This is a genomic window from Kosakonia beeri (assembly GCF_054165705.1).
The window spans coordinates 676,387-694,151 of record NZ_CM135106.1 but is presented as its reverse complement, the minus strand read 5'-3'; the positions used below and the strand labels follow the sequence as shown (position 1 = coordinate 694,151).

Here is a 17,765-nt window from a genome sequence, read left to right as displayed (position 1 = left end):
AAAATTTGCGCGCGATAATACCATACTTACTGACGGGCGCACGGTTCCACCAGCCACTTCTCCCAGCTTGCTTTGATCAGTGCACGTTCCGCAACAAAGCAGGTGTCCGCCACATTTCCCGGCAATTCCTGCAGGGCCAGATGGTGCAGTTCATCACGTAGCGTGGTGTACGCATGGGTCAACGCCAGCGCCTCCTGCACCTCCATAATGCCGTTTTGCGCCAGCCCTTCGAGAATGCGCACATTATCCGACCAGCGCGTCAGCTTCGGTTTGTCATGGGCATAACGCAGCACCAGGTATTGCGCAATAAATTCAATATCAGTAATCCCGCCTTCATCGGTTTTCAGATCAAAGCGATCTTTCTGCTTATTGCCCAGATGGGCGCGCATTTTTTCGCGCATTTCACGCACTTCCGTTTGCAGCGTGTTGCCATCGCGCGGTGTCATCAGAATATCGCGGCGGATGGCATCGAACTCAGCAGTCAGTTGCGGATCGCCATAGACAACGCGTGCCCGCGCCAGCGCCTGGTGCTCCCATGTCCAGGCTTCGTTTTTCTGATAATCGGCAAACGATTCGGCCGTGGTGACCAACATCCCTGCAGCACCGGAGGGACGCAGACGAGCATCCACTTCATACAAAATGCCGGACGAAGTGCGGGTGCTAAACAAATGCATGACGCGCTGGGCCAGACGCAGATAAAACTGACGGCCATCAATTTCCCGCTCACCGTCGGTCATTACGTCTGACGGGCAGTCATGTAAAAACACCAGATCGAGATCGGAGCTGTAGCCCAACTCCCAGCCGCCCAGTTTGCCGTAACCTACAACGGCAAAACCACGCCCTTCACGATCGCGCAAGTGTGTCGGCTGACCATAACGCACCACCATCTGCCCCCAGGCCTGGTGTACGACAGCATCAATAATCGCCTCCGCCAGCCAGGTCAGGTGATCGCTCACTTTCATCACCGGTAGCGTTCCGGCAATATCGGCAGCAGCCACGCGCAGCAACTGCGCCTGCTTAAACTGCCGTACCGCCTCTAGCTGTTGCTCTTCATCCTCTTCCGGCACGCGCAACAGATATTGCCGTAGCTCGTCGCGGTAGGCATTCATCGCCGTGGGCTGATACAAGGTGTTCGGATCGAGCAGTTCATCCAGCAGGATCGGGTAACGCGCCAGTTGACTGGCGACCATCGGAGAGGCTGCACATAAGGAAATCAGGTGCTTGAGCGCGCCGGGGAACTCACTCAATAACTCCAGATACGTGGTACGGGTAATAATGCCGGTCAGCAGCGGCGTCAGCCGCGACAACGGCACCGGGGCATCAGCACGCGAGCAAACATCGCTCAGCAGGTGCGGCATTAAATGATCGAGGACCTGGCGCCCACGCGGGCCAATGGTGCGTTTGTCCAGCTCTTTGCGAAAATCGGTAATCAGCGCCACCACGCGATGGCGATCATCGTCGGAAAGGTGGGCCAGCACAGGTGTGGTGTCATCTTCCTGAAGCGCATCCTGCCACAATTCGCGCCAGTGTTCAGAGAGAGCCTCTTCCGGCGAATCGGTTTCGTCGTCGCCAATCAGTTCATTAAAAATCCGACGTACGGCCGCCATATGGCTATCCAGCGTAGCGACCAACGCAGGCCAGTCGGCGACGCCCATTCCCCAGGCAAGCCGCGCACGGTTAAGCTCATCACCCGGCAGCGTCTGCGTCTGCTCGTCATTGATACTTTGCAGTAAGTTTTCCAGCCGCCGCAGCCAGAGATACGCTTCGCGCAGCGTGGTAGCTTCGCCATCCGGCAACAGGTGCAGCTGATCGATAGCAGACAGCGTCGGCAACAGTGAACGGGATTGCAGTGCGGGCTCGCGCCCTCCGCGAATCAACTGAAAGACCTGCACAATAAATTCGATTTCGCGAATACCGCCCGCCCCGAGCTTGATATTGTCTTTCAGGCCACGGCGACGCACCTCTCGGGCAATCATGCCCTTCATATTACGCAGCGACTGGATTACGCTGAAATCGATATAGCGGCGAAAAACAAACGGGCGCAGCATCGCCCGTAATTCTTTGGCGTGCTCGCCATCATCATCGCCCATGATCCGCGCTTTCACCATCGCATAGCGTTCCCAGTCGCGCCCCTGTTCCTGGTAATAATCTTCCAGCGCGGCAAAGCTAAGCACCAGCGGGCCGCTGTCGCCAAAGGGACGCAAACGCATATCGACGCGGTAAACAAAGCCATCCTGAGTGGGCTGGTCCAGCACTTTGATAAGCCGCTGACCGAGACGCGTGAAAAACTGCGCGTTATCCAGTTCGCGTCTGCCGCCACGGGTTGATCCATTTTCCGGCCAGGCGAAAATCAGATCGATATCTGAAGAAAAATTGAGTTCACCGCCGCCCAGCTTGCCCATCCCTAACACCAACATCGGCTGTGCAACGCCCGCCGGGTTGCACGGCGTGCCCCACTCACGGCAACAGGCGTCGTACAACCAGTCCCGCGCGGCCACAATCAGCACCTCGGCCAGCACGCTCAATTGCTGCAGGATGTCCTCTTCCGCCGCCAGCCGCAGCGCCTGAGCCCAGGCAATCCGCACCATCACACGGCGCCGGAACTGGCGCAGCGCCTGCATCAGGGCTGCTTCATCGGTCACGTCTTGCAGCGCGGTGTGCAGTTGCGAAGCATAGTGCTGCCACTCCTGCGCATGGGGCGGCGCATTTTCAAGCTCCGCCAGCCACGCAGGATTCGCCACGATGCTGTCCTGAACAAAGTCGCTGAAAGTGAGCACTGACTGCGCCTGTACGCTAAGCGGTTGCGAGGTCAGTGATTCCGGCAAACGGGAAAATACCGTTTGCCAGTGCTGTGATAACGGCGAAGCGTGCGGCATCCAGGATATCCTTAAAAGTTAGCGTCTTCCGCTGTGCAGCCAGAACGGCTGTTGATTAATAGCGGTATTACGGAAATGCTCAATTTCGATACTCTGCCGGGTAGTGATGGCATGGTACAACCCTTGCCAGTTTTCCAGCCATTCGCTCGCTTGCGCCCGGTCATAAAAACCCGCCAGCAGCAGCGCGCTGTCGATATCGCGCGCCAGGCGCGGTAACTGATCGTGGTAGCTGTCGCCAAGCGGCTGGGCAAACGCGTTTTTCAGCTCTGCCGCCGTGCGCGACAGATGGATGTCCGCAAAGCGTTTGAATGAACCGGCAAATTTCGCCTGCGCTTTTTCATCAAGAAATGCGCGCCAGCCTTGTGACACCAGCCACTCAGTCAGCAGCAGCTTCGCCATTCCCGAAGGGGTATCCCATATCGCAGCCGACGCCGAATCTGCTGAAGTTATTGTGGTTTCGGCCTGGGTCAACAGTTCACGTAAGTGAGCGCTCGCTTTACGAGGAACAATGCCGCCGAACAACACCAGCGTGTGGCGCAACAGCGCAATGGCGCGTAATACATCCTGCTTTGCTTTAGCATTACCGCGCGCCCACAACTCTTCGTGGTACTGCCATTGCGCGAGCGCCAGCTCCAGCGCAGCAGCAAAGCCCTGCTCAATGGTCGCTTTTACCGGGGGTTGCAGAATCGTCGTCGGGCGGATTTCTCGTGGCGCATTGCCCTGCGCCAGATGATAACCTCGCGCCGCTTTGCTCAGACTGCCCTGCCGCAAACCTGAAAGTGAAACAAGCTGACGCGCCAGTTTAAGAATGTCTGCCGCATCGCCGCTCAGCAGTTCCAGCTCCAGTTCACATATCGGCTCTGCAAATTCTCCGGCTTTGACTTCGCCAGAATCGAGGCCAATTTCAATGCGGCTGCTGCCGACATTGACCAGCCATTTCTCGCGTTGAAAATCGGTGCCGAACAGCGGTTGGGTACGCGCCTGCAAGTCAGCTGGCAGCTCGCCTTGCGGCCACACTTCTGCAGGGAAACGCGCCAGATCCAGCTCTGGTTTCTCCAGCGGAATATTGTATTCCGGACGCTGGTGCAACCCGCCAATCACCCGGCCGGCGATTTTTATCGTCATTTCGTATTTGCCATCGAAACCACGAATGCGCAGCCCCATATCATGGCCGCGCAGCCAGTTATCCGGCGTTTCGTAATAGATGTTCAGCAACGGACTGGGCGCAATATGTTCTGCGGTCAGCGTATGGAGATGTTGACGAAGCGTTTCCACGCTCTCGTGATTCACGATAAACTTTAATTCAATTTCCTGAGCCATGGCCTTGCACTTATGGTTATGTCACATCAGTGAAAATTACGGCGAACTAACGCGCCCGATGTTTGTCAGTAGATAGTATTTTGCGTCAAATTGCCATGCAATGCGCAATCTGGCCGCTGCAAAAGTTCGCATAAGTGCACAGTTTGACCTGGAAGATTCCGATTGATGCTGCACGCCGCGTATCGTCAGACTGTTGCCACTGTTTTCCATTCACGTTCCATGAAAATAACGATTAACTGATGCCAAAATTACGCTTAATTGGATTGACCTTATTTGCGCTTAGCGTGTCCGCAGGAACCCACGCGGAAGAAAAACGTTACGTTTCCGACGAACTGAACACCTGGGTGCGTAGCGGCCCGGGAGATAATTATCGCCTTGTGGGCACCGTGAATGCCGGCGAGGAAGTGGTGCTGTTGCAATCCAATAGCGACTATGGCCAGGTGCGCGATAGCACAGGTCGTACCGCGTGGATCCCGCTGAAAGAGCTGAATACCCAGCCGAGCCTGCGCACCCGAGTGCCGGAACTGGAAAACCAGGTCAAGACGCTGACTGATAAGCTCAACAACATTGATAACACCTGGAATCAGCGTACTGCAGAAATGCAGCAGAAGGTCGCGCAGAGTGATGGGGTGATTAACGGCCTGAAAGATGAGAACCAAAAGCTCAAAAACGAGCTGATTGTGGCGCAGAAAAAGGTGAATGCCGCCAACCTGCAACTGGATGACAAACAGCGCACCATCATTATGCAGTGGTTTATGTATGGCGGCGGCGTGCTGGGCGCGGGGCTGATTCTGGGTCTGTTGCTGCCGCATTTGATCCCGAGCCGTAAACGCAAAGATCGCTGGATGAACTAAGCACATTAGCCATCTTCTCTACACTTACGTATTATCTGTCGGCAAAATGACGTATGAGAGGTGGTGGGTGAAGAGTTATCTGGTTGGTGGTGCAGTACGCGATACATTATTAGGCCTGCCAGTTAAAGACAGAGACTGGGTGGTGGTCGGCGCCACGCCGGATGAAATGCAAAAAGCGGGCTACCAGCAGGTAGGCCGCGATTTTCCTGTATTTCTCCATCCGCAATCCCACGAGGAGTACGCGCTGGCTCGTACCGAACGTAAATCCGGCGTCGGTTACACAGGCTTCACTGTCCACGCATCACCTGACGTCACGCTTGAGCAAGATTTGCTGCGGCGGGACTTAACCGTCAACGCCCTGGCGCAGGACGAAAACGGTCACATTATCGACCCCTTTAATGGTCAGCAGGATCTGCATAATCGCATTCTGCGTCATGTCTCCCCGGCATTTAGTGAAGATCCGTTACGCGTGTTGCGCGTGGCGCGCTTTGCTGCCCGCTATGCGCACCTCAGCTTCCGTATCGCTGATGAAACCATGGCCTTAATGCGCGCCATGGCGGAAGCTGGCGAACTGGCGCATCTCACCCCCGAGCGCGTCTGGCAGGAAACCGAAAATGCGCTGCGTACGCGTAATCCCCAGGTTTACTTCCAGGTTTTACGTGATTGTGGCGCACTGGCGGTGCTGTTCCCTGAGGTGGATGCGCTATATGGCGTTCCTGCCCCGGCAAAATGGCACCCGGAAATTGACACCGGCGTGCATACCCTGATGACACTGACAATGGCGGCGATGCTCAGCCCGGACGTTGATGTCCGCTTCGCCACACTCTGCCATGACCTGGGCAAAGGCTTAACGCCGAAAGAACAGTGGCCGCGCCATCACGGGCACGGTCCTGCAGGGGTAAAACTGGTAGATGGCCTGTGTAAACGCCTGCGCGTGCCGAATGAGATCCGTGACCTCGCAAAACTGGTGGCTGAATTCCACGATTTGATCCACACCTTTGCGATTTTGCAGCCGAAAACGATCGTCAAACTGTTCGATTCCATTGATGCCTGGCGTAAACCGCAGCGCGTGGAGCAAATTGCCCTGACCAGCGAAGCGGATGTGCGTGGCCGGACCGGCTTTGAAGCCAATGATTATCCACAGGGGCGTTTATTGCGCGAAGCCTGGCAGGTGGCACGCGCAGTGCCAACAAAAGCGGTAATAGAGGCGGGCTTTACCGGTGCAGGCGTGCGGGAAGAGCTGACCCGCAGGCGAATTGCAGCGCTAGCGCTCTGGAAAGCGCAACGTTGCCCTCAGCCACAGGACTGAGGGCTCAGGCCTTATAAAAAGACCATATACACGGCAGCGGCCACGATAAAACGGTAAATCGCGAAAGGAATAAACGAGATCCGTTTAATCAGGTGCAGGAAGGTTTTGATCGCAATCAGCGCAACGATAAAAGCCGTCACAAAACCGACGGCAAACATCGGGATGTCGGCCATCGTCAGGAAGCCACGGCTTTTATACAGATCCAGTACCGTCGCGCCCATCATCATTGGCACCGCCAACAGGAATGAAAACTCTGAAGCCGCATATCGGCTAACACCCATCAGCATCCCACCAGAAATCGTCGCCCCGGAGCGGGAGAACCCCGGCCACAGCGCCAGACACTGGAAACAACCAATCATAAATGCCTGACGATAGGTAATATCATCCACCCCTTCCGCGCGGGGAACCTTGGGTTTGAGTACTTCAGCGGCAATCAATAAGACACCGCCCACGACCAGCGCATAGGTCACGGTAAGCGGGTTAAACAGGGACTTGATCGCATCGTGGAAAACCAACCCGAGCACCACAGCAGGCACCATTCCCAACAGAATGTGCACCAGCGACAAGCGGCCCGTACCCGTGCCTTCATGCGGCTGACTGCCAAAGTGAATGCCGATTAAACCAAACAGGCGACGCCAGAACATCACCACGACCGCCAGAATAGAACCCAACTGAATCACGACTTCAAACGTCTTTGCCGTATCGCCTTCAAACCCCAGCAAATGCCCCACGATGATCATGTGGCCAGTGCTGGAAACTGGCAGGAATTCGGTAAGCCCTTCAACGACACCCAAAATGGCTGCCACCAGCAACGAATGCATATCGCCCATCAAATAAACCCCTAAGAAGCTATAAAAAACGGCTTACCCCGAGGAGAAGCCGCGAATGACCGCTATCTATGACCTGAATACTAGCGCTTGGTTTAATTATTATGAATTTAAATACTTTCTTTCGGATTTAGGCCACGCTCAATAATGACCCCCACGTTCCGCGCCCGCGCCACCGCCCCCGGTTTACTGAGTTTGATGCGCACCCAGGGCGAATTGAACCGGGCCAGCAGCAATTCAGCGACTTCTTCCGCGACCCGTTCTACCAGCGCAAAACGCGCGCCCTCTACGTGCCCGATAACCACTTCTGCAATGTCGGCATAGCTCAGACAATCTTTGACATCATCGCTTTTGGCGGCGTTGCGGTTATCCCACGCCATTTCGATATCGAACACTAACTTCTGCTCGATGGTCTGTTCCCAGTCGTAAACACCAATGGTGGTGATCACCGAAAGCTGCTCAATAAAAACAATATCCATTACATTCCACCTGCAGTTTGGCTCCAGACTTTTTGCGTCAGGCCGCCTGTTTAGTGGCGGTCTGTCAGATTTGCGCATTACCTGGATACCACTTTCCAGAATTTATGCGTATTATCCACGGATGCAGAGAATAAAACGACATTTTCACAACGGAACAGCGTTATGAGTGCAATCGCGCCTGGAATGATCCTCCTTGCGTACCTTTGCGGCTCAATCTCCAGCGCAATTCTGGTCTGCCGCATCGCGGGTCTGCCGGACCCACGCGAGAGTGGCTCCGGAAATCCCGGGGCGACCAATGTATTAAGAATTGGCGGCAAAGGAGCAGCCGTAACGGTACTGATTTTTGACGTATTGAAAGGCATGCTGCCGGTCTGGGGCGCTTATGCATTGGGCATCACGCCATTCTGGCTGGGGCTGATTGCGATTGCGGCCTGTCTTGGGCATATCTGGCCCGTTTTCTTTAAATTCCAGGGCGGTAAAGGGGTCGCTACTGCGTTTGGCGCCATTGCGCCAATTGGCTGGGATTTGACCGGAGTGATGGCGGGAACCTGGCTGTTGACCGTGCTGCTTAGCGGTTATTCGTCGCTGGGGGCGATTGTCAGCGCGCTGATTGCGCCATTCTATGTCTGGTGGTTTAAACCGCAATTCACCTTTCCGGTCGCGATGCTGTCATGCCTGATCCTGTTACGTCATCATGACAACATTCAGCGGCTGTGGCGGCGCCAGGAAACCAAAATCTGGACCCGGCTGCGGAAGAAAAAGAAAGAACAACCGTGATAATGCCCGGCTCGCCGGGCAATTGCACATCACGCTGCGGGCAGTTCCGCCAGTGGCCAGCGTGGGCGAACGGTAACGCCAAGCCCCGCGTCATTCCCCGCTTTCAGACGCACCATTCCGGCATAAGCAATCATCGCACCGTTGTCAGTACAGAACTCCGGGCGCGCATAAAACACCTCGCCGCGACGCTTTTGCATCATTTCCGCCAGTTTTGCCCGCAATGTGCGGTTTGCGCTCACGCCGCCCGCCATCACCAGCCGCGTAAAGCCGGTGTGATCCAATGCGCGCTTACATTTGATCATCAGCGTATCCACCACCGCGTCTTCAAACGCGCGAGCAATGTCGGCACGCGTTTGCTCATCATCGCCATTGCTGCGGATTGTGTTCGCCGCAAAGGTTTTCAGACCGGAGAAACTAAAATCCAGCCCCGGACGGTCAGTCATCGGGCGCGGGAAAACAAAACGCCCGGCCGTACCCTGCGAGGCGAGTTTAGACAGCATAGGCCCGCCAGGGTAATCCAGCCCTAATAATTTTGCCGTTTTATCAAAGGCTTCGCCTGCTGCGTCGTCAATCGACTCGCCCAACAGTTCATAATGGCCAATGCCCGTGACGCTAATCAATTGCGTATGACCACCGGACACCAGCAAAGCGACAAACGGGAACGCAGGCGGGTTATCTTCCAGCATTGGCGCCAACAGATGCCCTTCCATATGGTGAACCGGAATGGCTGGTACGTTCCACGCAAAAGCCAGTGAACGCCCTACGGTCGCGCCGACCAGCAGAGCGCCAACCAACCCGGGACCTGCGGTATAGGCCACCGCATCGATATCTTTTGCGGTTAAACCGGATTCTTTCAGCGCCGCCTGAATCAGCGGAACAGTTTTGCGCACATGGTCGCGGGAGGCCAGTTCTGGCACTACGCCACCGTAATCAGCGTGCAGTTTTACCTGACTATACAGTTGGTTGGCTAAAAGCCCTTGTTGATCGTCATAGATAGCGATGCCGGTTTCATCGCAGGATGTTTCAATGCCCAGTACGCGCATGGCTCTTTTTACCTCGTTGCAATACCGCGCAGTGTAGGGCGAATGCGGGTCGATGTAAAACTTTGCTCACCCCAGGTGAGGAGTTCGTGTATACTCCTCACCCTTACAAAAGTCCCCTTTCAAAAAGGGCGGCGGTGCTTTACAAAGCAGCAGCAGTTGCAGTAAAATTCCGCACCATTTTGAAATAAGCTGGCGTGAACGCCAGCGGCAAACCGATTTAATCAAAGGTGAGAGGCACATGCCGGTAATTAAAGTACGTGAAAACGAGCCGTTCGACGTAGCTCTGCGTCGCTTCAAGCGTTCCTGCGAGAAAGCAGGTGTTCTGGCGGAAGTTCGTCGTCGTGAGTTCTATGAAAAACCGACTACCGAACGTAAACGCGCTAAAGCATCCGCTGTGAAACGTCACGCGAAGAAACTGGCTCGCGAAAACGCACGCCGTACTCGTCTGTACTAATCTGTTGAGGGCGCATCGCCCTCAATTGCAGACCGAGTTGTAGTTGTAAGGCCGTGCTTCCGAAAGGAATGCGCGGCTTATTTTCGTTTATAAGCTGACATATTCTACGGCTTTCAGGCTGCATCGCAGCGGCATGAAAAAGAATGAATATAAATAAACGGGGCCTATGGCTGGACGAATCCCACGTGTTTTTATTAATGACCTGCTGGCACGCACCGACATCGTCGATCTTATCGACGCGCGGGTAAAGCTAAAAAAGCAGGGCAAGAATTACCACGCGTGTTGTCCGTTCCATAACGAAAAAACCCCCTCTTTCACCGTGAACGGTGAAAAACAGTTTTACCATTGCTTTGGCTGCGGTGCGCACGGTAACGCTCTCGACTTTTTAATGAACTACGACAAGCTCGAGTTTGTCGAAAGCGTCGAAGAACTGGCGGCCATGCACAACCTTGAAGTGCCTTTCGAAGCAGGCAGCGGGCCAAGTCTGATTGAGCGCCATCAACGGCAAACGCTCTATCAATTGATGGACGGCCTGAATGCATTTTATCAGCAATCACTGACGCAACCTGCCGCTGAGCCTGCGCGCCAGTATCTGGCAGCGCGCGGTTTGAGCAGCGACATTATTGCGCGATTCGCCGTGGGTTATGCCCCGCCCGGCTGGGATAACGTGTTGAAGCGTTTTGGCGGCAACAGTGAAAACCGCAAATCATTGATCGATGCGGGCATGCTGGTAACAAACGATCAGGGACGCAGTTACGATCGCTTCCGCGAGCGGGTGATGTTCCCCATTCGCGATAAGCGCGGCCGGGTGATCGGTTTTGGCGGACGTGTGTTAGGCAACGATACGCCCAAGTACCTGAACTCCCCGGAAACCGATATTTTCCATAAGGGCCGCCAGCTGTATGGCCTTTATGAAGCGCAGCAGGATAACGATGAACCTCAGCGGCTACTGGTCGTTGAAGGCTACATGGACGTGGTAGCGCTGGCACAATACGGCATCAACTATGCGGTAGCCTCGCTGGGAACGTCGACCACAGCAGACCATATCCAGTTGCTGTTCCGGGTGACGAAAAATGTCATCTGCTGCTACGACGGCGACCGCGCAGGCCGCGATGCCGCATGGCGAGCGCTGGAAACGGCGCTGCCGTATATGAGCGACGGTCGTCAGTTGCGTTTTATGTTTCTGCCGGATGGCGAAGATCCGGACACGCTGGTGCGTAAAGAAGGCAAAGAGGCGTTCGAAGCGCGGATGGAGCAGGCATTGCCACTCTCCACGTTTTTGTTTAACAGCTTGTTGCCGCAGGCGGATTTAACCACGCCGGATGGCACCACACAGCTTGCCGCGCTGGCGTTACCGTTGATCAACCAGGTTCCTGGCGAAACGTTACGCATTCAGTTGCGACAGCTGCTGGGGAACAAAATTGGTATTTTCGATGATGCTCAGCTTGATCGATTAATGCCAAAACAGGCGGAAAACGCGACGGTTCGCCCCGCTCCGCAGCTAAAACGTACAACCATGCGTATACTGATAGGGTTATTGATCCAGAACCCGGAACTGGCACCAGCGGTGCCACCGTTAACGGGTTTAGATCAATCCAGACTGCCTGGGCTTGGCTTATTTGCAGATGTGGTCAACACTTGTTTGTCACAGCCAGGTCTGACCACCGGGCAGTTACTGGAGCATTATCGCGGCACAAAAGAGGCCGCTACCCTTGAAAAACTGTCGATGTGGGACGATATAGCAGATAAGGACATTGCGGAAAAAACGTTCACCGACGCGCTCAATCATATGTTTGATTCGATGCTTGAACGGCGACAAGAAGAGTTGATAGCTCGCGATCGCACACACGGTTTAAGCAACGAAGAACGCCGCGAACTCTGGCAGTTAAACCAGGAACTGGCGAAAAAGTGAATTCAACGGCTTAAGTGCCGATAACCGATCGGGTAGATCCCGACAGCCGCGATGAGGGCCAGCGGCAAAAATATAAATATACCCTCGCGTTAAATGTTGGCGGTTTATTTCGCTGACCGACACCAACCCTCATGAATTTAAGTGTGGATACCGTCTTATGGAGCAAAACCCGCAGTCACAGCTGAAGCTTCTTGTTACCCGTGGTAAGGAGCAAGGCTATCTGACCTATGCCGAGGTCAATGACCATCTGCCGGAAGATATCGTCGACTCCGATCAGATCGAAGACATCATCCAAATGATCAACGACATGGGTATCCAGGTGATGGAAGAAGCACCGGATGCCGATGATTTGTTACTGGCTGAAAACTCCAACAACACTGACGAAGACGCGGAAGAAGCTGCTGCACAGGTGCTTTCCAGCGTTGAGTCTGAAATCGGGCGTACTACCGACCCGGTGCGCATGTACATGCGCGAAATGGGCACCGTTGAACTTCTGACCCGCGAAGGCGAAATTGACATCGCCAAACGTATCGAGGACGGGATCAACCAGGTTCAGTGCTCTGTTGCCGAGTACCCGGAAGCCATCACCTATCTGCTGGAACAATACGATCGTGTTGAAGCTGAACAGGCTCGCCTGTCCGATCTGATCACTGGTTTTGTCGATCCTAACGCTGAAGAAGACATGGCGCCTACGGCGACCCACGTTGGTTCTGAACTGTCCAGCGAAGAGATGGATGACGACGACGATGATGAAGAAGACGAAGATGGCGACGACAACAGCGACGATGACAACAGCATCGATCCTGAACTGGCGCGCGAAAAATTCGCCGAACTGCGTTCTCAGTACGAACTGACCCGCGACACAATCAAAGCAAAAGGCCGTAGCCACGCTGCTGCCCAGGAAGAGATCCTGAAGCTGTCTGAAGTGTTCAAACAGTTCCGTCTGGTGCCAAAACAGTTCGACTACCTGGTGAACAGCATGCGTACCATGATGGATCGCGTGCGTACCCAGGAACGCATCATCATGAAGCTGTGCGTTGAACAATGCAAAATGCCGAAGAAGAACTTCATTACGCTGTTTACCGGCAACGAAACCAGCGAAACCTGGTTCAACGCAGCCCTGGCCATGAACAAACCGTGGTCAGAAAAACTGCACGAAGTCACGGAAGATGTTCAGCGCGGCCTGATGAAGCTGCAACAGATTGAAGAAGAAACGGGCCTGACGATCGAACAGGTTAAAGACATTAACCGCCGTATGTCTATCGGCGAAGCGAAAGCCCGCCGTGCGAAGAAAGAGATGGTAGAAGCGAACCTGCGTCTGGTTATCTCTATCGCCAAGAAATACACCAACCGTGGCCTGCAGTTCCTCGATCTGATTCAGGAAGGCAACATCGGTCTGATGAAAGCGGTGGATAAGTTTGAATACCGCCGTGGTTATAAGTTCTCAACTTATGCAACATGGTGGATCCGCCAGGCAATCACCCGTTCCATCGCGGATCAGGCGCGTACCATTCGTATTCCGGTGCATATGATTGAGACCATCAACAAGCTCAACCGTATTTCCCGCCAGATGCTGCAGGAAATGGGGCGTGAACCGACGCCGGAAGAGCTGGCTGAGCGCATGCTGATGCCGGAAGACAAGATCCGTAAGGTGCTGAAAATCGCTAAAGAGCCGATCTCCATGGAAACGCCGATCGGTGATGATGAAGATTCACATCTGGGTGATTTCATTGAGGATACGACCCTCGAGCTGCCGCTGGATTCTGCGACAACTGAGAGCCTGCGCGCGGCCACGCACGATGTTCTGGCTGGCCTGACTGCTCGCGAAGCGAAAGTCCTGCGTATGCGTTTCGGCATCGATATGAACACCGACCATACGCTGGAAGAAGTGGGTAAACAGTTTGACGTCACCCGCGAACGTATCCGTCAGATCGAAGCAAAGGCGCTGCGTAAACTGCGCCATCCGAGCCGTTCTGAAGTGCTGCGTAGCTTCCTCGACGATTAATTCGTTACGTCATAAGATGAAAAGCTCCCGTCAGGGAGCTTTTTTTTGCCTCTTGCCCTGCGCTAAAGCCCACGCGAGACCAGCGCGTCATCCAGTTCCCGATAAGCTTCTACCAGCTTATCCAGCGTAGCGCGATTTAACCCACTTGGATTCGGCAGCACCCATACCTGAGTAACGCCGATTGTGATCTGCTGTTTACCCCATGAAACACCGCGCACGCTGAATGCCTGTTCAAACGCATTTTTGCCGAGGATCGCTAATGCTGCCGGCTGATACACTTCGATCTTCTTGATCAACGCCCTGCCGCCAGTACGGAGTTCATGAAGATCCACTTCGCTGGCCTGTACGCTCGGCCTTTCTACCAGCATTGTAATGCCGCAGCGGGTATCGAGGAGATGGCGTTCATCTTCCGGACGCAGCAAAGCATCGGTAAATCCGGCCTGGTGGATCACTTTCCAGAAACGATTACCCGGGTGGGCAAAATGAAAACCAGTATGGGCGGAAGATTTGCCAGGATTGATGCCACAAAACACCACGCGTAACCCCGGCTCAAGAATATCGTGGATCATACCCACCTCCTGATGAATACAGAAAAACCAAGTATAAGGGATTGATAACAGGTTGTTTATAAAAACAACAGCCAGGCGATTCCTGCTGGATTGCAGGGATAAGTTACTTTATAATTCCCCGCCACGGCCCCTTAGCTCAGTGGTTAGAGCAGGCGACTCATAATCGCTTGGTCGCTGGTTCAAGTCCAGCAGGGGCCACCAAATTTTAGCTTTAAAATCATATAATTAAGCCACTTCCAGCGAAGTGGCTTTTTTATCACATATGCCTAATGTCCCCTTTTTGTCCCCTCAAGAAAAAAAACCGTTTTGCGCTGTCGCACGATGTATGAGAAGGGAATCAATGACCTGAATTCAGGAATGAACATATCATTAAAATAAAACAAGGGGTTGCTAGAAAACGCAACCCCTTGTTAATGTCTGCTATCCATTTGGCACCCACTTTATTAAAAACTAACCCCCTGTGGCCGCTATGCTTCACCTTTAACTATGTCAGTTACCCAGATGACAAGGTAAGCGAGCACAAGAAACCCCAAAAGGCCAGCAAGTTTCATTACCCAGCCGTCCAGCACAAACAGGCTCACTAACGCAACTGTAGTGCAAACGCAGGTTGATAAAGCCTCAACCATGTTCGCCGTGTGTCTTCCAATGAATGTGCAAAAATTAGCAAGAGATGATTTTGCAGATTTCATTTTCAATATCTTTTGCATTGCACAGGGTGGCTATGGATAAACATTAAATAAGGCTCCAGTTCACTTTCAACAAGAAAGTAAGCCATGTTCAGATTCATTGGCGACACCTTAAAATAAATTCTGGAATACTTTTGTTGAAGATGCCTTACTCAGCCTACATAACGTTGTTTTTATCCAGTATCATTCCAAGTCTGATCGTGACACAAACCGATAAATTTTTCTGACGACAAAAACAGTCAGGCTGGCCAGAATGACGGAAGTTAACCCCAGAAAAATAAGTAAAGAAAGAAGTGGGCTAACGATCCCCCCTAAACTAATAAAATCGCTCAGGCGCAATAGATGATCAGTTGATACCACCCGCAAAACGATCTCCGGAATTATTAGAAAGAAAATAGTGGATATCACAACATAAGCCATTTTTTTCCTGCTCTTTTTCATACTTGCCCCTGTCAGCCACCCCGATAAATTATTGAACCATAATGTTACAACAAGGTAAGTCATAATGTCAGCAAAATATCTCAAACTTAAAATTCAATCTAAAAGGCTATTCACTATCTGGTTAACAAACGCCGCGCACGAGATGTATGCCGGGCATAGGAAAAATATTAAAAGGCTTAAACCGAGAGCCTGAAGCTTGTTAACTATGGCACCTACCTTTCATCTGAAGATTATTACTGAAGAATCTGCCTCCAACAGTGGGCGGAAGACAAACGGCTGGTTTTAAGATTTAACGAAATGTACAAATGAGACGACGCTATTCTTGACATGTGACATGGTAAAGACATAATTCCTAAAAAATCGAATAACTTGTTGATAAAAATATTTTAATCTCCCCCTTTATTTCAAAAATAAATTTAGTGACCAGTACCATTTTGCAACCTTTAAGGTCACTAAGCTTTCGACATTCCAGACAATCGCAAGCTTGATTATAAGAAACTACGATTTTCAAAAAAACCTTATCAAAGTCATAAAATTTTTAGGCAGTTAGTTAAGATGACGAAAAAAATTGAAAAATCAGTTCTTCATGCCAGCATAAAACAAAATCACAAGTAACCAGGCATTATAAAAAACCCATAGAAAAACGTTCGAACTACTTTATTTTTAAGCAACTTCACACACAAATAAATAATATTGTTATTACAAGCACATATTTACCTCATACCTGTTGCATTGATTATGGCTGGGGTTTTTATATTTATACTCTATATTCCCAAATATGCAGCAGCACTGTGCATAAGCTGGATTATCATTGTATCCTTTATTTATATTAAATATGATCGCTGGTATTTGTGCTTCATCTTTATGATCAGAGAGTTAAGCATAAATAAAAAGGACAGTTAGCCGCTCTGGGTTGGATAACCTGAAGCAGTATCCGGGAAGAGCCAGCGTCCTGCATTTGCTGAAGCGATAAGCATACTTACTGTCAGTGCTTCTGGGTTATGGTGGTCAGTCCGTAGATAACGTGGCAGGAGAGCATTTGGCAAAAAGCGGATACCTTCATTGGGAAAATAACAGTTAAAATTGAATGCTGTCATGTCCACCGCCAGAACAGTAGCATACTCGTCGAGAAAATCGCTGGCATCTTCTGGCAATAAACTTTGCTTTCCCGTGGTCAGGGAGGCATCTTCCGGCATTTCCCAGAAATGCTTTTTTATCAATTCATAAACCAGTGTGGCGTTGTCTTTCATAAGCGATCTCTCGACACGTTAGTAGATTTAAGATGTAACGTTCCTGTTGATTATCATTTCGTACAAGACAAAGAATAACGCATAACCGTTATCACTGCACAACCAACAGACAAAACCGCTACCAAGTGCCTGTGGTCAGGAACGTTACAACCTCATGAAGATGTTAAGAAATGACTCACTTATGGCAGCTATTAGCTCTGCAGCCGTGGATACAAGTGATATAAGGAACCAACACCCATTCTAATAATATAAAAATCCGTTATCCCCCTGTCGCGAAGAAATATTTTATGTGCGGGGGTTGATTTTATCTCTTATAGAAACTTATCGGTTTATAACATCCCCAACTGACATCGCTATTTTGTTTTTCGTTCCGGCCTGCTTTTGTTCTGCTCGCTATCACCTATACTCTGTCTCGTCGACTCCACTGGATAAGGTTGCACCGTGTTAGCCAATGTACTCATCACCCTCGTCGCTGTGATTCATATTTACATTCTGATCCTCGAAATGTTCTTGTGGGATACACCCGCAGGGCGCAAGGCGTTTAACATGCAGGCCGATTTTGCACGGGACACAAAAACGCTGGCGGCGAATCAGGGGCTGTACAACGGATTCCTCGCTGCGGGTTTGATTTGGGGATTATCAGTTGGGGAAGACGGTGTGCAAATCAAGCTCTTCTTTCTGAGCTGCGTTTTGATTGCCGGTCTGTTCGGCGCGGTCACCGCCAGCCGCAAAATACTCTATGTACAAGCACTGCCTGCGCTGTTGGCGATTATTGCGCTACTGGTTCAGTGACGTGAGCTGAGCAATGAAGCGCTAATAAATGTAATGCATAATCCCGCAATAAGCCTGCCTGGCGGATGTTTTTGCCCATATATGAGTACAGGCATCCAGCCACCTCGTTGTTCAATATTAATCCCGTTTGATTTCGCTTAAGTGGCGCCGCAACTCCCTGCATATTTGCTT

General features: G+C 52.1%; 15 protein-coding genes and 1 tRNA gene. 8 read left to right on the top strand and 8 right to left on the bottom strand.

The window, feature by feature from the left end; genetic code table 11:
• Positions 1 to 26: 26 nt before the first annotated feature.
• Both glnE and ACUY4S_RS03440 read right to left on the bottom strand, forming a co-directional pair.
• A complete protein-coding gene (glnE, locus tag ACUY4S_RS03445) occupies positions 27 to 2,876 on the bottom strand; it encodes a bifunctional [glutamate--ammonia ligase]-adenylyl-L-tyrosine phosphorylase/[glutamate--ammonia-ligase] adenylyltransferase (protein ID WP_458022538.1) in 2,850 nt (949 codons plus the stop codon).
• An 18-nt stretch (positions 2,877 to 2,894) separates the two neighbouring features.
• Positions 2,895 to 4,196, bottom strand: a complete 1,302-nt coding sequence (locus ACUY4S_RS03440) for a CYTH domain-containing protein (RefSeq protein WP_458022539.1) — start codon at positions 4,194 to 4,196, stop codon at positions 2,895 to 2,897.
• A 239-nt stretch (positions 4,197 to 4,435) separates the two neighbouring features.
• On the opposite strand from ACUY4S_RS03440, the gene ACUY4S_RS03435 reads away from it, so the two are divergent.
• The gene (locus ACUY4S_RS03435) at positions 4,436 to 5,050 is read left to right on the top strand and encodes a TIGR04211 family SH3 domain-containing protein (protein WP_312690868.1); all 615 of its coding nucleotides are present in this window, start codon (positions 4,436 to 4,438) and stop codon (positions 5,048 to 5,050) included.
• Positions 5,051 to 5,117: 67 nt separating this feature from the next.
• A complete protein-coding gene (locus ACUY4S_RS03430; protein ID WP_312690869.1) occupies positions 5,118 to 6,359 on the top strand; it encodes a multifunctional CCA addition/repair protein in 1,242 nt (413 codons plus the stop codon).
• A gap of 11 nt (positions 6,360 to 6,370) precedes the next feature.
• Here the strand turns inward: ACUY4S_RS03430 and bacA are convergent, their stop codons facing one another.
• Together bacA and folB are read right to left on the bottom strand one after the other, a co-directional pair.
• Positions 6,371 to 7,189, bottom strand: a complete 819-nt coding sequence (bacA, locus tag ACUY4S_RS03425) for an undecaprenyl-diphosphate phosphatase (protein WP_458022540.1) — start codon at positions 7,187 to 7,189, stop codon at positions 6,371 to 6,373.
• 107 nt (positions 7,190 to 7,296) lie between these two features.
• Complete coding sequence (folB, locus tag ACUY4S_RS03420) at positions 7,297 to 7,665, bottom strand: bifunctional dihydroneopterin aldolase/7,8-dihydroneopterin epimerase (RefSeq protein ID WP_312690871.1); 369 nt, start codon at positions 7,663 to 7,665, stop codon at positions 7,297 to 7,299.
• Between the two features lie 162 nt (positions 7,666 to 7,827).
• On the opposite strand from folB, the gene plsY reads away from it, so the two are divergent.
• Entirely contained in the window at positions 7,828 to 8,442 is a 615-nt protein-coding gene (gene plsY / locus ACUY4S_RS03415) for a glycerol-3-phosphate 1-O-acyltransferase PlsY (protein WP_312690872.1), read from the top strand.
• A gap of 29 nt (positions 8,443 to 8,471) precedes the next feature.
• Here the strand turns inward: plsY and tsaD are convergent, their stop codons facing one another.
• Positions 8,472 to 9,485 (bottom strand): tRNA (adenosine(37)-N6)-threonylcarbamoyltransferase complex transferase subunit TsaD, encoded by a 1,014-nt coding sequence (gene tsaD, locus ACUY4S_RS03410; protein ID WP_458022541.1) that lies wholly within the window; start codon positions 9,483 to 9,485, stop codon positions 8,472 to 8,474.
• Between the two features lie 238 nt (positions 9,486 to 9,723).
• Here tsaD and rpsU point away from each other — a divergent pair, with 238 nt between their 5' ends.
• The 3 genes from rpsU to rpoD all read left to right on the top strand — a co-directional run bounded on the left by rpsU (position 9,724) and on the right by rpoD (position 13,856).
• Positions 9,724 to 9,939, top strand: coding sequence for a 30S ribosomal protein S21 (rpsU, locus tag ACUY4S_RS03405; protein ID WP_001144069.1), 216 nt, complete (start codon positions 9,724 to 9,726; stop codon positions 9,937 to 9,939).
• A 166-nt stretch (positions 9,940 to 10,105) separates the two neighbouring features.
• A complete protein-coding gene (gene dnaG / locus ACUY4S_RS03400) occupies positions 10,106 to 11,851 on the top strand; it encodes a DNA primase (protein ID WP_312690874.1) in 1,746 nt (581 codons plus the stop codon).
• A 157-nt stretch (positions 11,852 to 12,008) separates the two neighbouring features.
• Positions 12,009 to 13,856, top strand: coding sequence for an RNA polymerase sigma factor RpoD (gene rpoD, locus ACUY4S_RS03395; RefSeq protein ID WP_312690875.1), 1,848 nt, complete (start codon positions 12,009 to 12,011; stop codon positions 13,854 to 13,856).
• Positions 13,857 to 13,918: 62 nt separating this feature from the next.
• Here rpoD and mug read toward each other — a convergent pair whose 3' ends face one another.
• On the bottom strand, positions 13,919 to 14,425 hold the full coding sequence (gene mug / locus ACUY4S_RS03390) for a G/U mismatch-specific DNA glycosylase (protein WP_458022542.1): 507 nt from the start codon (positions 14,423 to 14,425) through the stop codon (positions 13,919 to 13,921).
• A 125-nt stretch (positions 14,426 to 14,550) separates the two neighbouring features.
• Here mug and ACUY4S_RS03385 point away from each other — a divergent pair.
• Positions 14,551 to 14,626 (top strand) — tRNA-Ile (locus tag ACUY4S_RS03385).
• A gap of 668 nt (positions 14,627 to 15,294) precedes the next feature.
• On the opposite strand, the gene ACUY4S_RS03380 is transcribed toward ACUY4S_RS03385, so the two are convergent.
• Positions 15,295 to 15,552 (bottom strand): hypothetical protein, encoded by a 258-nt coding sequence (locus ACUY4S_RS03380; RefSeq protein ID WP_458022543.1) that lies wholly within the window; start codon positions 15,550 to 15,552, stop codon positions 15,295 to 15,297.
• Positions 15,553 to 16,451: 899 nt separating this feature from the next.
• Entirely contained in the window at positions 16,452 to 16,802 is a 351-nt protein-coding gene (locus ACUY4S_RS03375) for a DUF1493 family protein (protein ID WP_458022544.1), read from the bottom strand.
• A 441-nt stretch (positions 16,803 to 17,243) separates the two neighbouring features.
• Between ACUY4S_RS03375 and ACUY4S_RS03370 the strand changes: the two genes are divergently transcribed.
• A complete protein-coding gene (locus ACUY4S_RS03370; protein ID WP_312690877.1) occupies positions 17,244 to 17,594 on the top strand; it encodes a DUF1304 domain-containing protein in 351 nt (116 codons plus the stop codon).
• Positions 17,595 to 17,765 lie beyond the last annotated feature (171 nt).